Genomic DNA, 19,410 nt, shown 5'->3' on the forward strand with positions numbered 1-19,410 from the left:
CCGTCTATTTTTGAGTGGTCCAAAAACAGACAGCAAATATTGATCTGGTTCAATATTCTGTTAACAAGATAGCATAAGAAAGTTGTAATAGCAAGGTTTTTAGTGTATTTTAACCAGTTTTTTCAAAAAATAATCATTTTTTCTCAAAGTTGATAAATTTATTTGAATATCTAAAAAAAGTATGGTAGAATGCACTATTTTCGGCGTCGCGGAATGATTTTAATCGGCGTGCCCTCAAACGTAAATGCTTTTCTGATTTGATTTTCTAAAAACCGGGCATAAGAAAAGTGCATTAGTTCCTCTTCGTTGACAAAAATAACAAATGTAGGTGGTTTGACTGCCACTTGTGTTGCATAAAAAATCTTCAAACGTTTTCCTTTATCGGTTGGTGTTGGATTAATTGCTACAGCATCCATTACAACGTCATTTAACAACGCTGAAGGAATCCGTAAGTTTTGATTCATACTTACTGTTTCAATTAGTTCAGGCAGTTTATTTAAACGTTGTTTGGTTAATGCAGACACAAAAATAATAGGTGCATAATCTAAATATTGGAATTCATCACGAATTTCCGCTTCAAAATCACGCATTGTATTTGTATCTTTTTTGACTGTATCCCATTTGTTGACCACGATAATAATACCGCGACCTGCTTCATGGGCATAGCCCGCCACACGCTTGTCTTGCTCACGAATACCTTCTTCTGCATTCAAGACCATTAAAACAATGTCTGAGCGTTCAATCGCCCGCATTGCGCGCATGACGCTATATTTTTCAGTTGATTCGTATACTTTCCCACGTTTACGCATACCAGCCGTATCAATCATTAAGAACTTTTGACCTTCTTCAGATTCAAAATACGTATCGATTGCATCTCGCGTTGTTCCTTCAATATCTGAAACAATCACACGATCTTCACCAAGAATAGCATTAATCAATGATGATTTACCGACATTTGGACGCCCGATTAAACTAAATTTAATTGTATCTTCGTCCTCTTCTTCTGAAGTGTTAGGAAAATGTTTAACTGCTTCGTCTAACACATCGCCAATGCCTAAACCATGACTACCAGAAACTGGGAAAGGATCCCCTAGTCCTAAAGCATAAAATTCATAAATATCATTACGCATTTCAGGATTGTCAACTTTATTAACAGCTAAGATCACTGGTTTATTACTACGATATAAAATTTTTGCTACTAACTCATCTGCATCAGTAATTCCTTCACGGCCACTAGCAACAAAGATAATCACATCTGCTTCATCAATCGCAATTTCTGCTTGGTGTTTGATTTGATCCATAAATGGTTCGTCACCTAAATCAATCCCACCTGTATCAATAATACTAAATTCACGCCCTAACCATTCTCCAGTTGTATAAATACGGTCGCGTGTTACGCCGGGAGTATCTTCTACAATCGAGATACGCTCACCGGCAATGCGGTTAAAAATAGTCGATTTACCGACATTCGGTCTACCGACAATCGCAATAGTTGGATTTGCCATTTGATTCCCTCCTTGAGAATTTCAATCCTTACTAGTTTACCTAATCAAACCTTAAAGTGCAAGAAAAGTTTTAGTTTCTGCTGATTTTCTAACCAATTCAAGAAAAAATGAGTTTGACATAGCCGATCTGTTTACGGCTATGTCAAACTCATAAATTTCAAGAAAGTAACGTGTTATTCCTCTTCTTTCGCATCAGATAAAGCGTCACCTAAAATATCGCCCATGGTAAAGCCAGTATTTTCTTCAGGCAATTCATATTCCTGTTCTTCTTTTGGTTCTTCTTGAGACTCAGGTTTTGGTTCTAACGCTTTGATACTTAAAGCAATACGATGTTCCTCTGGATTAACTTCTAAAACTTTCACTTGTACTTGATCCCCTTCATGAAGGACTTCATGAGGCGTTGCAATATGCTTGTGAGAAATTTGAGAAATATGCACTAATCCTTCCACACCAGGGAAAACTTCCACAAACGCACCGAAGCTTGTTAGGCGTTTTACTGTGCCATCTAAAACAGTCCCAGCGGCTGCTTTTGTTTCGATATCTGTCCATGGTCCAGGCAGTGTTTCTTTAATAGATAAAGAAATACGTCCTTCTTCTGGATTAATTGAAAGAATTTTTACTTGAACGTCTTCGCCAACAGTTAACGCATCACTTGGTTTGCCCACATGCTGATGAGCAATTTCAGAAACATGAACTAAACCATCCACGCCACCTAAATCAATGAATGCGCCGAAATCTGTCAAACGAGCTACTTTCCCTTCAACAACGTCTCCGTCATGTAAGGAAGAAAGTAATTCTTCTTTTTTCGATTCTTTTTCAGCTTCAACAACTGCTTTATGTGAAAGAATTAAGCGGTTTTCTGAAGGTTCGATTTCAATAATTTTAAATGCTAGTGTTTGACCTTTATATTCAGAAAAATCTGCAACAAAATGATCTTCAACCATTGAGGCAGGAACAAATCCGCGAACACCAACATCAACAACCAAACCACCTTTAACAACATTTGTAACAGGTGCTTCGATTACTTTGCCCGCTTGGAAATCTTGTTCAATTTCTTCCCAAACTTTTTTAGCATCTAAACGGCGTTTTGACAGTAAATAACTGCCGTTTTCTTTATCTTTGCCAATTGATGTGATAACAACTAAATCTAACACATCACCGACTTTCACAAGTTCGTGTACATCTTCAACTGGTAAAGTCGATAACTCCTTTGCGGGAACAACGCCTTCAACGCCCGCTCCTTCAATGCCGACAACAACTTGTTTGTCTTCAATGGCTAAAACTTCGCCTTTAACAATATCGCCAACACTGACTTCTTGAACGCTGTTCATTGCATCTTCCATTGTTTCGTTGTTTGCTACTTGTTTGTCTTCAAAATCTGTCATGCCTCTTATCCTCCTATGCCAACAAAAATTCCAAAACTTAGCTATATATACTTACATAGTACGAGATTTTTGTAAAAAAATAAAGCGATTTCTTCTATTTTTCTTAAAATTCTTTAAAAAAGTTCAAAACCTTTTTGTTTAATCACATTTTGTATGGCGGCGACGACTTCTTCAATCGTCAACCCTGTTGTATCGATTTTCACAGCATCACTTGCTTGGACAAGGGGTGATACTTCTCTCGTTGAATCTAAATAATCCCGACGTTCAATCTCCGCCTTCAAGGTTTCAAAATCCGTCTCAATCCCTTTTTCTTGATTTTCTTTAAAACGACGTTCTGCACGTTCTTCAACGCTAGCCACCAAGAATATCTTTACTTCGGCCTTTGGTAAAACTGCAGTACCAATATCTCGACCATCCATGACAACTCCGCCGGCTTGACCAATTTTCTGTTGTAACGCCACCATTTCTTCTCTAACTTTTGCATGTTTTGAAACAGCTGAAACAGCATTCGTTACATCTGGCTGGCGAATCGCTTCGGTCACTTCATGACCGTCGATAAAAACACGTTGGCCATTCTCTGCTTGCTGAAAAGAAATAGTGTGGTTGACACAAAGCGCTACTAATGGCTCTTCCGCTTGAATGTCGATTTGATTTTGCAAGGCCAGATACGTAATCGCTCGGTACATGGCACCCGTGTCACAATACACATAATTCAATTGTTTTGCTAAAATTTTTGCAACTGTACTTTTGCCTGACGAAGCTGGTCCGTCAATAGCAATACTGATTTTCCCCATGAAAAAACTCCTTAACTGATATGCATCCTTTAAAATGCGCTTCTTCTTTTATATTAAAATCAGAAGAAAAGAACTTGGATTTAAACTGATGACGAGTCTCTAACGAAAAAGCAATAAGCCGAAATCCCTCGAAAGACGCAAACCATCTTTCGGAAATTTCTGCTTATTGGCATTCTCATGTAATCATTCGTCGCGGTTTAGCCCTTGAAAGTGCTGTCCAAACCTCTTTTTCTGGATTATTTAATACGTAATGGTTGTCCTGGATAAAACACAGATGTATCAATCCCAGGATTTAACGCTAAAATTTGTTCTAATGTCATTCCGTTACGTTCGGCAACTTGACGTGCCCCTTCGCCACTTTGAACGGTATCATAAACAGGTTGTTGGTTCTGCGCTTGTTGCTGTTGTTGATTTTGAGCTTCTTGTTGTTGTTGCTGCTCTTGTTGTTGCTGTTGCTGTTGTTGTGCTTGTTGGTCCTGTTGTTGCTGTGCAGCAGCATCTGAACTTGAAGGTGTTGTATTTTCAGCTGGTTGGCTGCTTGCTGGTTCTGAGCTTTCCACTGATTTTGACGTACTTTCTTTTTTCTTCTCTTTTGATGATGATTGGACTAATGAAGAAGATGGCTGGCTATTTTTGCTAGCACTTTCGTTCGGTTTCTTGTCTTGCATCATCCATAAGAAAGTCCCAATTGGAATGGCAATAATTAATAATAGCAAAATAACTAAAACAGTTAGAAATAATGAATTTCCTCGTTGCTGTTGGCGTTTTGCTAAACGAGAACCACCACCATTTTGATCAGGTTCATAAATTGATTGTTCCCATGGCTCACGAGCTTGGTTTTTCTTTTTGTCCTTTTTACTCACTGCTAATTTCCTCCTAAACTTCTCTCGCTTGTTATTATATCATAGCTTTTGCCAACTGCCGACTAAAAAAATGAATTAATCACGTTCTTTAAATAATTTTAGAAATTTAGAACGCCAATCTTCTTCATTTTGATTGCTGGTCTTGTTCGATTTTACTATTGAATCTTGGTAAATGTCAAAGAATAACGCACAATTATCACAACAAGTTTCCGGTGATTGTTTTACAATCGGTTCTTGAAAATAAGTTTGAATCAACGTTCTTCGACAGGTTGTGGTTTCAATATACGTCAGCATCCCTCTTAATTGTGCTTGGCGATCTTTTTCTTTCTCCTCTAAACGATGCTCTAGCTCTTCAAAAGAATAATCCTTGGCTAAATAGCCTTGGACCCATTTTTGTTGTAACTCGGTGGCATTTTCTAACAAACCTGCTTGTTCTTCTCCTTCAATCAGCGATTTTAAGGTCGCTCGATTCGCTCTTGTCTCTTCTAAGAAAAACCGATGAATAAATTCATCCCCTTTTTTATACAATAATAGCGCCCAACTTTTTTGACCATCACGTCCAGCTCGCCCGATTTCCTGCAGGTAATTTTCTAAGCTATCAGGCAAATCAAAATGAATCACTCCACGAACATCAGGTTTGTCGATTCCCATCCCAAAAGCATTCGTTGCACAAAGAATATCGATTTGATTATCAATAAATTGTTCTTGCAAGCGACTACGTTCACTAGCCTCCAAGCCCCCATGATAATAGGCTACCTTAAAACTGGTTTTCGCCTGAATAAGTTGACTAATTTGTTCTGTTTTGTTGCGCGTGGCGCAATAGATAATGATTTTACCAGCCGTTTTAGATAAGTAATCTAGTAACACTTCTTCTTTTTCTGACGTTTCCTTCACGAACAAGCCAATATTTTTTCGATTCACTGAAGAAAGAACTTCTTGATAGCTGCCATGAGAAAATAATTGTTTTATAATTGCGTGCTGTACAACGGGTGTCGCTGTGGCAGTTAACGCCAAGGTCAAAGGAAAGTCTAGCTGTTTTTGGACCAGATCTAATTTACTATATTCAGGGCGAAAATCGACGCCCCACTGATAAACACAATGGGCTTCATCCACCACAAATAATGCAATTTTTTGGCGTTGTAACACACTAAGTACTTCTTGCTGCAAAAGCATTTCTGGGCTTAAAAACAGATAATCGTATTGGAACATTTTCGCTAAAATATAACGCTTTTCTGAATACTGTAACGTACTGTTTAAGGCAACCGCACCTTTAATTCCTTGTCTTTGTAATTGACGCACCTGATCTTCCATTAACGAAAGTAAGGGAGAAACAATTACCGTTAGTCCTTCTAACTTCTGACCCACAAATTGATAACACAATGATTTGCCAGTGCCTGTTGGCAAAACAGCCAATGTATTCATACCGTCAAGTAAGTTTGTAATCACTTCTTTTTGACCAGGCTTAAACGCTGCATAACCAAATCGAGTGAATAATTCTTGTTCTAATGTCAACAACACTCACTCCTTTTCTTGCCAAATTTGTTGGATTTGATATAAGCGGAAATCTAAATAAGAAAGCGTCTCTTCTTGGGCTCGCCAATCCCGATACACCCACAACCGCGGATCTTGTTCTGTTTGAGCCAAGTTTTGGAGCATTGCCTCCTTTTCAAGATAAACAGACGCCTGCAGCTGCCCTTGAATAGCCAACTCTAATAGATGGTCATGAATGGTACTCGGTTTTATTTTTCGTTGCTCAGCAATTTCTTGAAGCGTCTTGCCTTCCGTTAACAATCGTTGGGTTTCTTGCATACTTTGGTTTAGATTTTTTTCTAGATACGGCCATACAAGCGTTTGTAAAGCAGGATAGTTTCCTCCGTACATTATCAACTGCAGTAAATGATGAACCGCTTGCGTATGCCATAAACGCTGTTCAAGAGCTGTCTTATGGCTTGTTAATTGCTGAGGAACTTTGCCAGTTTGCTGATAACCAGAAAGTTGCGCAACCAAATAGTCGCTTTCTGCTTCAGGTAGTAACTCAAACCCTCGCAACAGTTCTTCTTTGATTGATTGAACGCGCTGCTCTTTCTTGTCTTGTTGTAACCATCGTTTCAAATATAGTTGCGGAATCGGTGTTGATAAAAGTGGAATATACTGTTTTTCCTCAAATGATAAATACGAAGTCACTTGCACGGCAAATTGAATGAGTTGCCAACTTTCTCGATCACTTCTGCCAAAACGATAAAGATCAATTGCAGGATAATCCAGCAACGAAAAATGGTGCTCCTTTAAAAATAGTTGCCCTTCTTTTGTTAGTTGAATCTCATTTGTCTCTTTGTGATACTGAATTTGTTTCGCCTTCGAAAGTTTTTCAAGAAATTGAAAAAAGGCTTGTTCGGAAATCGTTGGCCACCAGCCAATGAACCGTAAACAATCATATAAAAAACCATAAATCAAAACAGAGCTAGTCCGTTTGCCTTTTAAAAGATGATACAAAGTTGATGCACGTACCTTGTATCCATGAGATAATAACGCTAAAATAAAAGTTGCTTCCATAGTAAACCTCTTTTAGATAGGATGTGTCACTGTTTATGCAATCACGTTTAGTTCCTGAAAAATGTATTGCTTGTGGACTTTGTCAAGTTTATGCGCCCAATATATTTGATTATGATGATCATGGGATTGTCCTTTTTAAAGACGAGCCGCATGCTCGACAACAATTTATTCCAGAAAACGAACGCGAGAATGTGTTAAAAGCGTACCGCAAATGTCCCACGCGTGCAATAGAAATAAGCAAAAATGAGTGCTAAATAATTTAGCACTCATTTTTGCTTAGAGTATTTTTTCGAGCCAAGCAAGTGTTTGTTCATCTATCGAAACAAACTGTAATTGTCCTTCTTTTAGCGGTTCTTTGACTAAATGAATTTGATCATTTAGGCCATTGATCCATTCATAACGAAGACCATTTTCTTTTGCTTTAGAATTTTTGGCTTCTAAATAATAATTGACATGGTAATTTTCTTTACCATCCAATTGTAGCGTATTAATGGTCACTTCAAAATCTGGTGAAACATCGGTCGATTTCTTTTCACGTAATCGTTCAAGTGCTTCTATAAAAGAAGGGAATTGAGGATTATTTTCCCCACCAACGAGATATTTTTTAGCAAATTCTGTACTATCCGTATGACTTTTCACTTGTTTGGCAAATGCTTGATAAAAGGTTTCTAGCGCTTTGCGGGCATCATAGTCGCTAGCTAACGGAAAATTCAATTGTAGCGTTGGATTATCGGAGAGCGCTTCGACAAAATCATTTTCACCAATCGTTTCTTTTGATGTTTGAATTTCTTCTCCATTAATCGTCTTTTTAAGTTGAATCGTCATCCCTTTGGACCAGAACAAAGGGCCAATCGTTTTGCTTCCATTCGTTAGCGTACCAACTTTCCGATCATTAATATAAATATCTGCGTCTGGCAGATTGCTCTCCACAACAAAATTCATTCGTTTAAAATCTAAAGGAATACTAGAAATATAATTTTCCTCTTCTAATAAACGATACTCTTCTGTGATAACAGGTTCGCCGGTGCTATCTTTCACTGTGGCTGTAAAGGTATATTGTCCTGGCGCTAAGGGTCCCAATTCCTTTTGATAAGTGGTTGAGTCGGAAGTGCCCACTTCCCGCCCGTTCATTGCCAGCGTCACACCGCGCTGATTCGTCGTTAACTGAACAGAAACAGGCGTTAAAATGAATTGATAACGGTGAAAGAAAAATGCTGTTTGACTTGTTTCACGAATAGTTAAACCATGTAGCTTTTTATCCTTTAATAGCGCTTTTTCTAATTTTTTTAGCTCAGTTGGATTTTTTTGATAATAAGTGATTAAGGGCTTAATGCTTTGCGGATTCACTTGAAATTCAGACTCGTTCGTCCTCATTTTTTTACTTAATTCTTGGGCATCACCATTCTCAATCGCTTCAATAAAATGAGAAATTTGTTGTTCCTTAGAAAAATAATGCGTCCCGAGAAAATAGCTACCCGCTCCAAGAACGATGAACACAAAAAGAAACACCCAGATCCAGCTTCTTTTTGATCTGAGAGGAGTAGATTCGTTCCCTTTATTCATTGATGGTTGTGCTTGGTTTTCCTCTTGATGCATTGATTCATTCATTAGCGGAGCGCCGCATTCTTCACAAAAGGACTCCGTATCACGATTCACATGACGACAATTTTTACACTTTTTCACTCAGGAAAACTCCTCTTTCTTTGATGATTTCTATCATACCAAGGGAAAGTTAAAATTACAATGCAGATGGTTTAGTATTTTTTAACAGAATGATGACAGATTATGACAACCTCTTTTCTTTTAGGCGTAAATTTTAAAAACCCACTGTCAAACATTGTTCAACAGCAGGTTTTTTATCATTTATTTTGTTAACGGTGTTTTTTTCTGAATAGTATGTTGTTTTTTTGATAGCCATGGCAATAACTTCGCATGTAGTACTAGAAAAACACCACTGACTAAGAGGCCTTTAATAAGGTTGAATGGCACAATACCAATCGCCACATAGCTTGCTAAAGATGTTCCTAAAAATTGTTGTGTGGTCACACCATATAATTGTAAGTAAATGGGTGTAATGACAAAATAATTCGCAATACTCATGAAAATTGTTAAGGCTAAGATCCCACTTACTAAGCCCACTATCCGATTTGTACGGATATTTTTCTTTTTACCAAAGAAATAAAAAATTGGCAAAGTGAAGATACTACTTGCTAAAAAGCTAGCGAAATCTCCCACCATATTTTGCGGTGCTAGTCCGGTTAAGAACAGGTGTAGCAACGAACGAACAAAAGCAGTAATTACTCCTGCTAACGGTCCGTACAAGAACATTCCGAGTAGAATCGGAATATCACTAAAATCGATTTTCAAAAAACTAAACGCCGGCATAATCGGAAATGCCACAAATTGTAATACTGTACCGATTGCGGCCAACATTGCAATGCTGACCATTTTTTGTACCTTGTTGTTCATCTGAAATCCTCCAATTAAGGACCCATCTTCAACGAACTTTTTGATTCGCTTCTTTGTCATACAAAAAAACCCTATTTTTCTGCAGGGAAAAATAGAGTAGGATTATCTGATGAAAAAGCGTCTCAAATAAGCCCTATCTTCTTTATCCAGACTATACTGTCGGTATTGGAATTACACCAATTCAATCGTTAAAAACGAGTCGTGGACTATAACCACCGGTCGGGAATTACACCCTGCCCCTGAAGACGAACCTTGTATTATATTTTTTTACTTACTTAGTGTAACCGATTTGAACAATGAATGCAACTAACTAAGCTTTTTTATTAAATTTCATTGATTGTTTCGTTTCTCAAAAAAAAAAAAAACAATCCCTCCGCCATAAGCGCGAAGAGATCGAGTCATTTTATCTTATTTAGCTTGATTTAATAATTGACTGATTTCTTTTTTAGTTAAATCACGATATTGTCCTGGTCGCAAACCTTGTAAGGTCAACTCACCATAACGTTCACGTTTTAATTTTTGAACAGGGAAACCAACAGCTTGAAACATTTTCTTCACTTGATGATTACGTCCTTCATGAATCGTTAATTCCACGACACTGCTACCTGTTTTAATATCCGCTGAAAGAATTTGAAAATTGGCTGGTGCTGTGCGTTTGCCATCAATGCGAATGCCTTTGGCTAATGGCAATAGATCCCGTTTAGTAGGTACACCTTTAATTTTTGCTACGTAGACTTTATCTACTTCATGTTTAGGATGGGTTAATTTTTGTGAAAAACTTCCATCATTCGTTAAAAGTAACAACCCAGAAGTATCATAATCCAGACGACCGACTGGATAAATTCGCTCAGTAACATCTGTAAAATAATCCGTTACTACTTTACGGCCTTTATCGTCAGACACCGCAGAAATAACCCCTCTTGGTTTATAGAATAAATAATAACCATATTCTTCTTGATAAATTGGTACACCATCAACCTCAACAGTATCTTGTTTACTTACTTGCGTTCCTAATTCTTTGACCACTTGGCCGTTGACCTTTACGCGACCTTTGACAATTAATTCCTCTGCTTTGCGACGCGAAGTCACCCCAGCATGAGCAATTGCTTTTTGTAATCTTTCCATTGTTTAAGCTTCCTCGCCTTCTGTTGTTTCAGACATTGGGTTCGTTTCTTGATAACGATCAAAAAATAGATCCATTGGTAGTTCTTCTTCTAATTCATCTTCCATTTGTTGGATATCTGGTAATTCATCTAAACTTTTCAACCCAAAGTAATCCATAAAATACTTCGTTGTGCCATACAAAATTGCTCTACCAGGACCATCGACGCGGCCTTTTTCTTCTATCAACTGACGGGCAACTAACTTTTGGATAGAGCCAGAAGTCTGTACGCCACGAATTTCATCAATTTCAATACGCGAAATTGGTTGCTTATAAGCAATAATGGATAATGTTTCTAGCGCCGCTTGTGATAAGGCGTTCGACATAGGCGATTGCGCATATTTTTTTAGTAATGAGGCATATTTTTTCTTCGTTGTTAAGACAAAATGATTGCCGACTTCTAAAATATTCAACGCCGATTTATTGTCAGAAGCATAATGTTCTTTCAATTTCGTTAATTCTTCATAGGTTTTTGCTGTTGACTTCTCTAATAAGTACGCAAGCTCTTCCAAGCCAATTCCTTCTTCGCCAACTACAAATAAAATTGCTTCAATTTGACTAACTAATGTCACTGTGTTTCCTCCACCTCTGTTGTATCTTCCTGCTGGGTTTCTGTATTAAATAACAAAATTTCACTATAATTATTTTCTTGTTCAGCATAAATCACGCCCGTTTTCATTAATTCTAAAAGAGCCATGAACGTTGTCACAATTTCTTGTTTGGAATAAGAATCGAAGAAAGAATCAAACGACACTGCCTTCCCTTTCTGTACTTGACGCATACGTTCTGAAATAGCGGAGATTTTTTCTTCGATGGAAACATCGTCACTGGCAACAGTTGTTTCAACAGGCTGGCGATTTTTTTTCTTTTCTAACATGGCATGAAAGGCTAGAAATAAATCAATTGTATTAATTTGATTAGGCGGTAGTGTTGTATCTTCCTCTTTATAATCATCCATATCCATTGGTTCTTTTGTATAATAGAGTTTACGTTCTTCTTCTTTTTCATGTAAAACAGTCGCTGCATATTTAAATTTCCGATACTCCAATAACTGAGCTACTAAAGCTTCCCGTGGGTCTTCCTCTTCAAAAAAATCTTCATCATCAATGATTTCAAGCTCTTGTTTTGGAAGCAACATCTGACTTTTAATAGCCATTAAGGTGGCAGCCATGACTAGATATTCTCCAGCGACTTCTAACTCTAAGGTTTGCATCGCATGAATATAAGACATGTATTGTTCAGTTACTGCTGTAATGGGAATGTCATAGATATCGATTTCTAATTTTTGAATTAAATGTAGTAGAAGATCCAGTGGTCCTTCAAAGACATCTAGTTTTAAATTAATTTCTTGCAAAAACGACACCTACTTTCTTTTCTCGACTTCCTAGTTTACCATAAATTTATTCGTTTGTGGGCATTCTCGCAAATTAAGCCCGAGGAAAATGTTCCTTATAAACATCTGCCATTCGTTGTTTGGTAATATGTGTATAAATTTGTGTCGTGGAGATATCTGCATGTCCTAATAATTCTTGTACGATTCTAAGGTCTGCGCCATTTTCCAACAAATGTGTCGCAAAGCTATGCCGCAATGTATGCGGCGTAATATTTTTCTCTATCTGGGCTTCTCGAACAATCTGTTTTAAATTTTTCCAAATGCCCTGTCTAGATAACGGTTCGCCATGATGGTTAACGAATAGGTGTGTTTCATTCGGATGGTTTTTAATCAATTGAGGTCTGGCTTCGTTCATATAGCGCTCAATCCATTGAATCGCATAATCGCCTAAAGGAATAATTCGTTCTTTGTCCCCTTTTCCGATTGTTTGCAATAAACCAATGGATAAATGCAGATCCCCTAATTTTATTTCAATTAGCTCACTAACTCGCAGGCCCGTTGCATACATCACTTCTAAAATAGCACGATTCCGCATACCTAGTGGTTTACTTGTATCAGGCGTTTCAATTAATCGAGTCACTTCGTCAACAGATAATGTACTTGGCAATTTTTGAACTTTCTTGGGGGAGTCAATATGTTGCATCGGATTATGTTCGCTTAAGCGTTCTTGACGTAAAAATTGATGAAATCCTCTCAAACTAGAAATCATCCGAATCACACTTGCTGAAGCTTGCTGTTCTTCGTGAAGGGATTGCAAAAATTCTGTAATCATGTAACGGTCAACTTCGTCCCAAGAATGCAAGCCTTGTTCTTGTAAAAAGGCTACGTATTTTTTTAAATCTCGTTCGTAACTCCGTCGTGTGTTATTTGATAAGCCCCGCTCTATTTGTAAATAGTGTAAATAATCGACTAATTGTTCTTCCATTATCCTTCCCTCATTTCTAGTACTATCCTATCAGATTATGCCCTAGATTGCATGGGTAAATTCCAACTTATTAAAAAAAATCAACTGACAACAAAAGACTTGTTCACTAAGTCGTTAACTTAAGAACAAGTCTTTTGTTTTTGCTACTATTAGTAAAGAATAAATTTGTTATTTTATATATTTATCTAGAAAAGCAGCTACTGTTTCCTTATATTTTTCTGGGTTTTTATTATAAGCTTTCGCATGCTCTGCTCCAGGCACGACATATTTCTCTTTAGGTCCTTGGGTTGCATTATAAACTTCGTCTAACATACTAAACGGCACAAACGTATCATTTTCACCATGAATAAAGAGCATTGGTAAATGATTCTTTTGTAATTGTTTAACAGCGCTTGCTTCCCCAAAGAAATAGCCAGCTCTAAGTTTCGTAATCCCGCTAGTAACATTAACTAATGGGAAACTTGGTAAATTGAAAAGCTCTTTCAATTGATATTGCAACTCCTGATTGACTGTAGAATAGCCACAATCTTCCACAATGGCTTTCACATTATCTGGTAATTTTTCCCCACTCGTCATCATGACTGTAGCAGCACCCATACTGACACCGTATAAAGTGATTTGTTCTTGCTGACCATTTTCGGTTAAAACTTTCTCAATCCATTGGACATAATCTTTACGATCGGGCCAGCCGAACCCAATATAATCTCCTTGACTTTTCCCGTGACCACGCGCATCTGGCGCTAACACATTGTAGCCCCAATCATGATACATTTTCGCAAAGACAGACATCGTTTCTGCCGAACCCATATAACCATGCGCCATAATAACGGTACGATTACTTTTTTTGTCGGCTGGTAAATAAATGGCCTTTAGACGTAGCCCATCTTCCGAAGTAATTGACCATTCTTGTCGATTTTTGTCATCTTTAAACCACGCGCCTTCAGGTGTCTGGACCACTTTTGACCCTGGGGTATTCTCATTTATAAAGTCTTTCTTTCCTGGAACTACTGCATAATTATAAAAATATAAGCCTGCCGCAATTAAACCAATTGCAATTACTACAATAAGCGCAATCAAAATTTTTAACCATCGATTCATCTACGTACTCCTTTTATTTAAACTGTATGATTCATTATAAGTTGTCGCCCTTTTTTTGACAACTACCATTCAAAGATTCAGCCATCTTTCTTTACCACTACAATGAGACAATTTTGTTGCGACAAAAAAAGCATAGCACAAAAATGTTACCTTTTACGCTATGCTCCACTTATCTATTTATAGGAAACTAAAAATTATTTATTTTCAATAAGTTTAAAACTTGACCATGGTTTCAAAAATTCTAATAAGAAACGTTCGTCATCAGAAATACGACCAACCACATTTACACGGCCATCATTTTTCATTTCTTTTAAAGCAATTTGTGTTTCCCCTTTGTATTGTCCATAGCCAACGTTGTCAATCAAGACATCGCCTCGAACAATATCTCTCGTTGTATGAGCTGGGAAAGGACGATCTTTATAGTAAACACGTGTCATTGTTGAACGCAAAACGTAATCAGAACGATCTCCACGATAACTGTGTAAGTTATCGAACAATGCAATTCTTTCATCTTCTGTGATTTCTGGTTCTGTATCCACTTTGATCGAAGGATACGGTGCATGAAAGGCTTCTGCCATTGCTGCTAATTCTGCTTCTGAGGCATAAGCATTTCCGACAGAAATATCATCGATTAACCCTGTTAAAACTAAATGCTTAACTTGCGTTGCAATTTCTAAATCGCGGTGGTCTTCCAAAGAACATAATCCATCTTGTGTCGGCCATGGTCCAAATGTAGCATCGTGTGAGTTCACAAACGCCATCGTATTTAAATTATATTTTCTAAATTTTTCTGAACAATAAACAAAATGCTCATAGCCTAAGCCTGTATAACGATGTGGATAGAAATTATGTGAGCCTAGTAAATTTTCTGTGTTTGGTGAGTAGGCCATAATATTATCTACATAGCTTGTCCCTGAACTCATATTAATTTCAATTTTAATGCCATAAGGGTTTCTTGTCATATTCGCCTCTTCTTGCCCAGTAAAACCAAGATCTAAACGAATACCGTAAGCGCCCATATCATGGAAAAATGATAAATCATCATAAGAGATGCCTAATTGTTCGAACAATGCAGGATTAATATCGACCATCACTTCCATACCTAATTGGTTGGCGTAATCTACGACTTTTTTAAACTCTGCTAATACCTTTTCCCGATCATCATTGATTTGCAATAAACTAGTAAAGACACGCTTAAAGCCGTATTTATGAGCCAAATCCAAATATGCTTTGTCCTTTTCAAATGTTGAACGTTCTGGATAAATTGAAATACCTAATTTTCCCATGTGATTGCCTCCTAAATTGTAAAACATAATAATGTATCTGCTTACATTGTAACAAAAAAAACAAAAGTGGTCTACACCTTTCCTATAGGAAATCTTATAAAAATTCCACTGGTTTGTTATCTTCTCTTTTGTTATGATAAAAAAGAACCTAATTGTCAGTGTGAAAGGAAGAGGAAAACAGATGAAACATAAGAAAATGCTTGCTGTTGCTTCAGTTGCAGCATTCACCTTGCTTTTAGCAGGCTGTAACACGACCAATAATAAAGGCACGACCGCAACGAGTGATTCTATCGCTAAATCCAGTGAAAGCAAAACAAAGGATTCGGTCGACTTAAATTCACTAGATTTACCACAACTAGATGACAAAGTTGCCGAAGATCAAGACTTAGTCCAAATGGTTACTTCAATGGGAAATATTGAAATCAAACTATTTCCTAAACAGGCTCCAAAAACTGTCGAGAACTTTATGAAACATGCCAAAGATGGCTATTATGATGGCTTGACTTTCCACCGCGTCATCAATAACTTTATGATCCAAGGTGGCGATCCTAGCGGTGATGGAACTGGCGGAAACAGCATCTGGAATAAACCATTTGAAGATGAATTTTCAAACCAGTTATATAACATTCGTGGCGCATTATCAATGGCGAATGCAGGACCTAATACTAACGGCAGTCAGTTCTTTATTGTCCAAAATACAGATGATCAATCTGATGGTCTTTTATATGATGATTATCCAAAAGCAATCATTGATGCTTACAAAAAAGGCGGCTATCCTTCTCTTGATAAAAAACATACTGTTTTCGGTCAAGTAACCAAAGGAATGGATATTGTCGATAAAATTGCCAAAGTCGAAGTTGGTGCCAACGATAAACCAAAAACCGATGTTAAAATTGAAAAAATCAATATTCTTCAAGAAGCAAAAAAATAACAAAAAGTCAGAACGTACGCTGAAGATACGTTCTGACTTTTTGTTATTTTTGAATCGCTTGTAATGCCTTTTCTGGTACTTGGTCTTGATTGACCTCTTCATACGTATTGATGTGGGCCCCTTTATTTGAGACTTTTAGATAATGATCTGTTTTTAATTCATGGTCCGCTGTGAAAGTTATTTCTCGCGTTTTGCCTTCCTCATCTGCGGCTACTTGCGTATAACTAGCAATTCCATAGCCATTAACGCTATCGGCTTTCTTTGTTTTAACATACACATTTCCTTCTTTAACCAATGGATTTAATTGATCTAACACACCAGCTAATTCGCCAGAGTTCTTCTCTGCGTAAAACTTCGCCCCAAATAAACCACCACCAATAACAATTGCTGTCACCACTAAAAATTTAATAAATTTCATCACATAAATCCTCCCGAGTAATTATTCTCTGTTACTTCTTCCAAAGTATAGCAAGTTTTAAACAATCCTTCCTCGGGCGCAACGACCAGTTTTTCCTCAGACTTATGTCGTATTTTTGTTATTTTGAATAAATAATAAAACACTACTCTTCTATCAATAATTGACTTAATAATTGAATTTCTTGATTCTTAGTTAAGTCAATTGTTTTCATTGTAACCGCTGTGGCTAAACCTAAATAGATTACCACCATTTTAGGAAATAATTCGACAAATTTTCCTTTGTCCATTTGTACATATTTTTTATCCAATAATAAACGCTCTTCAAAAAAAGCTTGAAGCATTTGCTGCAATTCTTCTTCATAACCATGTGCTTTCATAAATAACGCCGTATAGATTTTTTGATGTTTTTGGGCAAATAATATAAAGTTCAGACCCAATGCAATCACTGGGTCTGAGGCACCGACATCTGCTTTATAAAATAATTGCATACGATGAAATAACGATTTAATTAAGGTTCGTTTTAAATCGTCCATGTTGACAAATTCTAAATAAATTGGCTGCGTAGAAATCCCCATAGTGTCTGCAATATTTCTAGCAGTTAAATTAGAAAAACCTTTATCTACTAAAATTTTTTCAGCTACGTTTAAGATTTTTTCCTTTGTATATACCTTCGTTCTAACCATTTTCATACCCCTTTTCTCTTTTAGTTAACAATAACTTTATTATGTTCACACAAAAGAAAACCATTTTCATTATATATATAATATTTTACACTTTTTTATGCGTTTCTTTTCTCAAAATTTTCTATACATTTCAAAAAAATTGAGAATTTTCATCACCTATAAACAAATAGGTCCAGAACAAAAGGTCATCACCTTTTGTTCTGGACACTAAACGGCTGCACTCTTTATTCTTCTATTTGTTTGCCTTGTTCTTTGGCAAGCTCATTTTTATCATAAGCTACAAAGAACGGATAGTAAATCAAGATGGCCACTAGAATTAAAACAATATTCAAAACAGCAGCACGCCAATCGCCGCCTGTCGCCATAAAGGCGCCAATTGGTCCTGGTAAGGTCCAAGGAGCGGTAAAGACAACTTCACTTACTAAACCTAATTTTGTGGCAAACCAAGCAATCGTTGCTAAAACCATTGGTGCAAAGATAAAAGGAATCATTAAAATCGGATTTAAGACAATCGGTACACCGAAAATAACTGGCTCATTAATATTAAAAATAGACGGTGCTAAAATAGCTTTTCCTAGTTTTGAACCATATTCTGATTTTGCCCGGAAGGCTAATAATATAGCTAAACCAATTGTGGCTCCAGCACCACCAATCCAAATAAACCATTGGTAAAAAGGTTCTGCCGCAATCCGAGGTAATGCTTCGCCAGCTGCTTTAGCAGTCGTGTTTTCCTCTAATAGTTGTAGCCATAGAGGACGCGCCAACGATCCTACGATTGAAGCGCCGTGAATCCCAAAGAACCAGAAAAATGTGGTTAAAAAGACTAACAGCAAGACACTCAATAAAGAGTCCGCTGCTTGAACTAGTGGTCCCACCAAGTTCCCCACAAATGTGTGCCAATCAAAGCCTAAATAATAAGTGATTGAACCAATCAATAACATGACAATTAACGTCGGAGTCAATGATTCAAATGAACGAGCAACAGCAGGTGGAACGTTATCAGGCATTGTAATTTTGAACTTAGACTTATCTGTCACTCGATAGATTTCGACAGCAATAATTGACGTCACAATCCCGACAAACATCCCTGCACCACCCAAATTAGCCATTGGTAAAACAAACCCAGAAACGCCAGCTGCTTTACTGGCTTCTTCAGGAATCGCTACAGGTACTAATGTTAATAAAAAAGCAATCGTAGCCAAAATCCCTCCAGAGACTTGATCAAGATTATATGATTTCGCTAAACTAGCGCCAATGCCAAAAGTCGCATATAACGCCATAATGTACATTGTCATTCGGTAAGGCAGTAAAATTGTAGCAGCATTACTTGTTAAAAATTGAGTAATGCCCCAAGATTCTGGTAACGGCGGAAACGCAATAATTAGAAAAAAAGAACCGACAATAATTAAAGGTAATGTCGCAATAATCCCATCCCGCACCGCACGTAAATGGCGCTGATTGGCAATTTTAGCCATTGGTCCAGCTAGATGATTTTCAATCCAAACAGTCAGTTTATCTAACATAAATAACACTCTCCTCTGTTTTTCTCTTAAAAAATAACTCCTTTAATCAGCCATAAATAAGAGATAAGCTCTAATAAAATAAGAGAAATTAAAAACAACCAAATAAAACGCTTACAAAAACCTGTTTTCGTTTCAATAAAATAATGACTATACGCTAACGCAAAAGCAATCCCAACAGGCAAAAAAATCATGGCACCAATATTAAACGGCAGATCGAAAGTCCATAATAAAACACTCGGCAACAGGACACCACATAAGAGCCCCATACTAAAAAGAAAACCGGCACTTTTAACTGAAAACTTAGGAACCATTGCTTGATTGTTTTCCATTTCAATTTCGCTCCTTTCGTTTGTTATTTTGTTACATTTAAAATTATAAGCTATTAAAAATATTATTTCAATCTATTCGGTGATTTAATACTAA

General features: G+C 37.1%; 20 protein-coding genes and 1 riboswitch. Of the genes, 2 read left to right on the top strand and 18 right to left on the bottom strand.

Features of this window, described 5'->3' with window-relative positions; translation table 11 throughout:
- Positions 1 to 194 precede the first annotated feature (194 nt).
- The 6 genes from der to IGK96_RS07115 all read right to left on the bottom strand — a co-directional run bounded on the left by der (position 195) and on the right by IGK96_RS07115 (position 7,100).
- Positions 195 to 1,505 (bottom strand): ribosome biogenesis GTPase Der, encoded by a 1,311-nt coding sequence (gene der / locus IGK96_RS07090; RefSeq protein WP_002357608.1) that lies wholly within the window; start codon positions 1,503 to 1,505, stop codon positions 195 to 197.
- Positions 1,506 to 1,678: 173 nt separating this feature from the next.
- On the bottom strand, positions 1,679 to 2,890 hold the full coding sequence (gene rpsA, locus IGK96_RS07095) for a 30S ribosomal protein S1 (RefSeq protein WP_002360341.1): 1,212 nt from the start codon (positions 2,888 to 2,890) through the stop codon (positions 1,679 to 1,681).
- A gap of 113 nt (positions 2,891 to 3,003) precedes the next feature.
- Positions 3,004 to 3,684 (bottom strand): (d)CMP kinase, encoded by a 681-nt coding sequence (gene cmk / locus IGK96_RS07100; protein ID WP_002357612.1) that lies wholly within the window; start codon positions 3,682 to 3,684, stop codon positions 3,004 to 3,006.
- Positions 3,685 to 3,920: 236 nt separating this feature from the next.
- Positions 3,921 to 4,547 carry a LysM peptidoglycan-binding domain-containing protein gene (locus tag IGK96_RS07105; protein ID WP_002360346.1) on the bottom strand — a complete coding sequence of 209 codons (627 nt, stop codon included), beginning with the start codon at positions 4,545 to 4,547 and terminating at the stop codon, positions 3,921 to 3,923.
- 75 nt (positions 4,548 to 4,622) lie between these two features.
- The gene (locus IGK96_RS07110; protein ID WP_016618860.1) at positions 4,623 to 6,065 is read right to left on the bottom strand and encodes a RecQ family ATP-dependent DNA helicase; all 1,443 of its coding nucleotides are present in this window, start codon (positions 6,063 to 6,065) and stop codon (positions 4,623 to 4,625) included.
- Positions 6,066 to 7,100, bottom strand: coding sequence for a helix-turn-helix domain-containing protein (locus IGK96_RS07115; protein WP_085443361.1), 1,035 nt, complete (start codon positions 7,098 to 7,100; stop codon positions 6,066 to 6,068).
- A gap of 35 nt (positions 7,101 to 7,135) precedes the next feature.
- Between IGK96_RS07115 and IGK96_RS07120 the strand changes: the two genes are divergently transcribed.
- Positions 7,136 to 7,354 (top strand): ferredoxin, encoded by a 219-nt coding sequence (locus IGK96_RS07120; protein WP_002357617.1) that lies wholly within the window; start codon positions 7,136 to 7,138, stop codon positions 7,352 to 7,354.
- 22 nt (positions 7,355 to 7,376) lie between these two features.
- On the opposite strand, the gene IGK96_RS07125 is transcribed toward IGK96_RS07120, so the two are convergent.
- The 8 genes from IGK96_RS07125 to IGK96_RS07160 form a co-directional block, all read right to left on the bottom strand.
- Positions 7,377 to 8,708, bottom strand: coding sequence for a zinc ribbon domain-containing protein (locus IGK96_RS07125; RefSeq protein WP_002398998.1), 1,332 nt, complete (start codon positions 8,706 to 8,708; stop codon positions 7,377 to 7,379).
- 255 nt (positions 8,709 to 8,963) lie between these two features.
- Positions 8,964 to 9,629 carry an ECF transporter S component gene (locus IGK96_RS07130; RefSeq protein ID WP_002382314.1) on the bottom strand — a complete coding sequence of 222 codons (666 nt, stop codon included), beginning with the start codon at positions 9,627 to 9,629 and terminating at the stop codon, positions 8,964 to 8,966.
- Positions 9,630 to 9,700: 71 nt separating this feature from the next.
- Positions 9,701 to 9,820: riboswitch (FMN riboswitch) on the bottom strand.
- A 157-nt stretch (positions 9,821 to 9,977) separates the two neighbouring features.
- Entirely contained in the window at positions 9,978 to 10,694 is a 717-nt protein-coding gene (locus IGK96_RS07135) for a pseudouridine synthase (RefSeq protein WP_002357624.1), read from the bottom strand.
- Positions 10,695 to 10,697: 3 nt separating this feature from the next.
- On the bottom strand, positions 10,698 to 11,303 hold the full coding sequence (scpB, locus tag IGK96_RS07140; RefSeq protein WP_002357625.1) for an SMC-Scp complex subunit ScpB: 606 nt from the start codon (positions 11,301 to 11,303) through the stop codon (positions 10,698 to 10,700).
- Positions 11,300 to 12,094 (bottom strand): segregation/condensation protein A, encoded by a 795-nt coding sequence (locus IGK96_RS07145; RefSeq protein ID WP_002420210.1) that lies wholly within the window; start codon positions 12,092 to 12,094, stop codon positions 11,300 to 11,302. The genes scpB and IGK96_RS07145 overlap by 4 nt, the downstream gene beginning before the upstream one ends.
- A 64-nt stretch (positions 12,095 to 12,158) precedes the next feature.
- Positions 12,159 to 13,049, bottom strand: a complete 891-nt coding sequence (xerD, locus tag IGK96_RS07150) for a site-specific tyrosine recombinase XerD (RefSeq protein ID WP_002360354.1) — start codon at positions 13,047 to 13,049, stop codon at positions 12,159 to 12,161.
- A gap of 168 nt (positions 13,050 to 13,217) precedes the next feature.
- Positions 13,218 to 14,147 carry an alpha/beta hydrolase gene (locus IGK96_RS07155; RefSeq protein ID WP_002357629.1) on the bottom strand — a complete coding sequence of 310 codons (930 nt, stop codon included), beginning with the start codon at positions 14,145 to 14,147 and terminating at the stop codon, positions 13,218 to 13,220.
- Positions 14,148 to 14,341: 194 nt separating this feature from the next.
- Positions 14,342 to 15,433, bottom strand: a complete 1,092-nt coding sequence (locus IGK96_RS07160; protein ID WP_002360357.1) for a DUF871 domain-containing protein — start codon at positions 15,431 to 15,433, stop codon at positions 14,342 to 14,344.
- Positions 15,434 to 15,614: 181 nt separating this feature from the next.
- On the opposite strand from IGK96_RS07160, the gene IGK96_RS07165 reads away from it, so the two are divergent.
- On the top strand, positions 15,615 to 16,364 hold the full coding sequence (locus tag IGK96_RS07165; RefSeq protein ID WP_033625667.1) for a peptidylprolyl isomerase: 750 nt from the start codon (positions 15,615 to 15,617) through the stop codon (positions 16,362 to 16,364).
- A gap of 43 nt (positions 16,365 to 16,407) precedes the next feature.
- Here the strand turns inward: IGK96_RS07165 and IGK96_RS07170 are convergent, their stop codons facing one another.
- The 4 genes from IGK96_RS07170 to IGK96_RS07185 all read right to left on the bottom strand — a co-directional run bounded on the left by IGK96_RS07170 (position 16,408) and on the right by IGK96_RS07185 (position 19,316).
- Positions 16,408 to 16,782 (bottom strand): YxeA family protein, encoded by a 375-nt coding sequence (locus IGK96_RS07170; RefSeq protein WP_002357632.1) that lies wholly within the window; start codon positions 16,780 to 16,782, stop codon positions 16,408 to 16,410.
- Between the two features lie 142 nt (positions 16,783 to 16,924).
- Positions 16,925 to 17,470 (bottom strand): TetR/AcrR family transcriptional regulator, encoded by a 546-nt coding sequence (locus tag IGK96_RS07175; protein ID WP_002380280.1) that lies wholly within the window; start codon positions 17,468 to 17,470, stop codon positions 16,925 to 16,927.
- 218 nt (positions 17,471 to 17,688) lie between these two features.
- The gene (locus IGK96_RS07180) at positions 17,689 to 18,987 is read right to left on the bottom strand and encodes a PTS sugar transporter subunit IIC (protein WP_002363934.1); all 1,299 of its coding nucleotides are present in this window, start codon (positions 18,985 to 18,987) and stop codon (positions 17,689 to 17,691) included.
- Between the two features lie 26 nt (positions 18,988 to 19,013).
- The gene (locus IGK96_RS07185; RefSeq protein WP_010828787.1) at positions 19,014 to 19,316 is read right to left on the bottom strand and encodes a hypothetical protein; all 303 of its coding nucleotides are present in this window, start codon (positions 19,314 to 19,316) and stop codon (positions 19,014 to 19,016) included.
- Between the last annotated feature and the right edge of the window lie 94 nt (positions 19,317 to 19,410).

This window comes from Enterococcus sp. DIV0682, assembly GCF_051712685.1.
GTDB classification, from domain to species: domain Bacteria; phylum Bacillota; class Bacilli; order Lactobacillales; family Enterococcaceae; genus Enterococcus; species Enterococcus faecalis.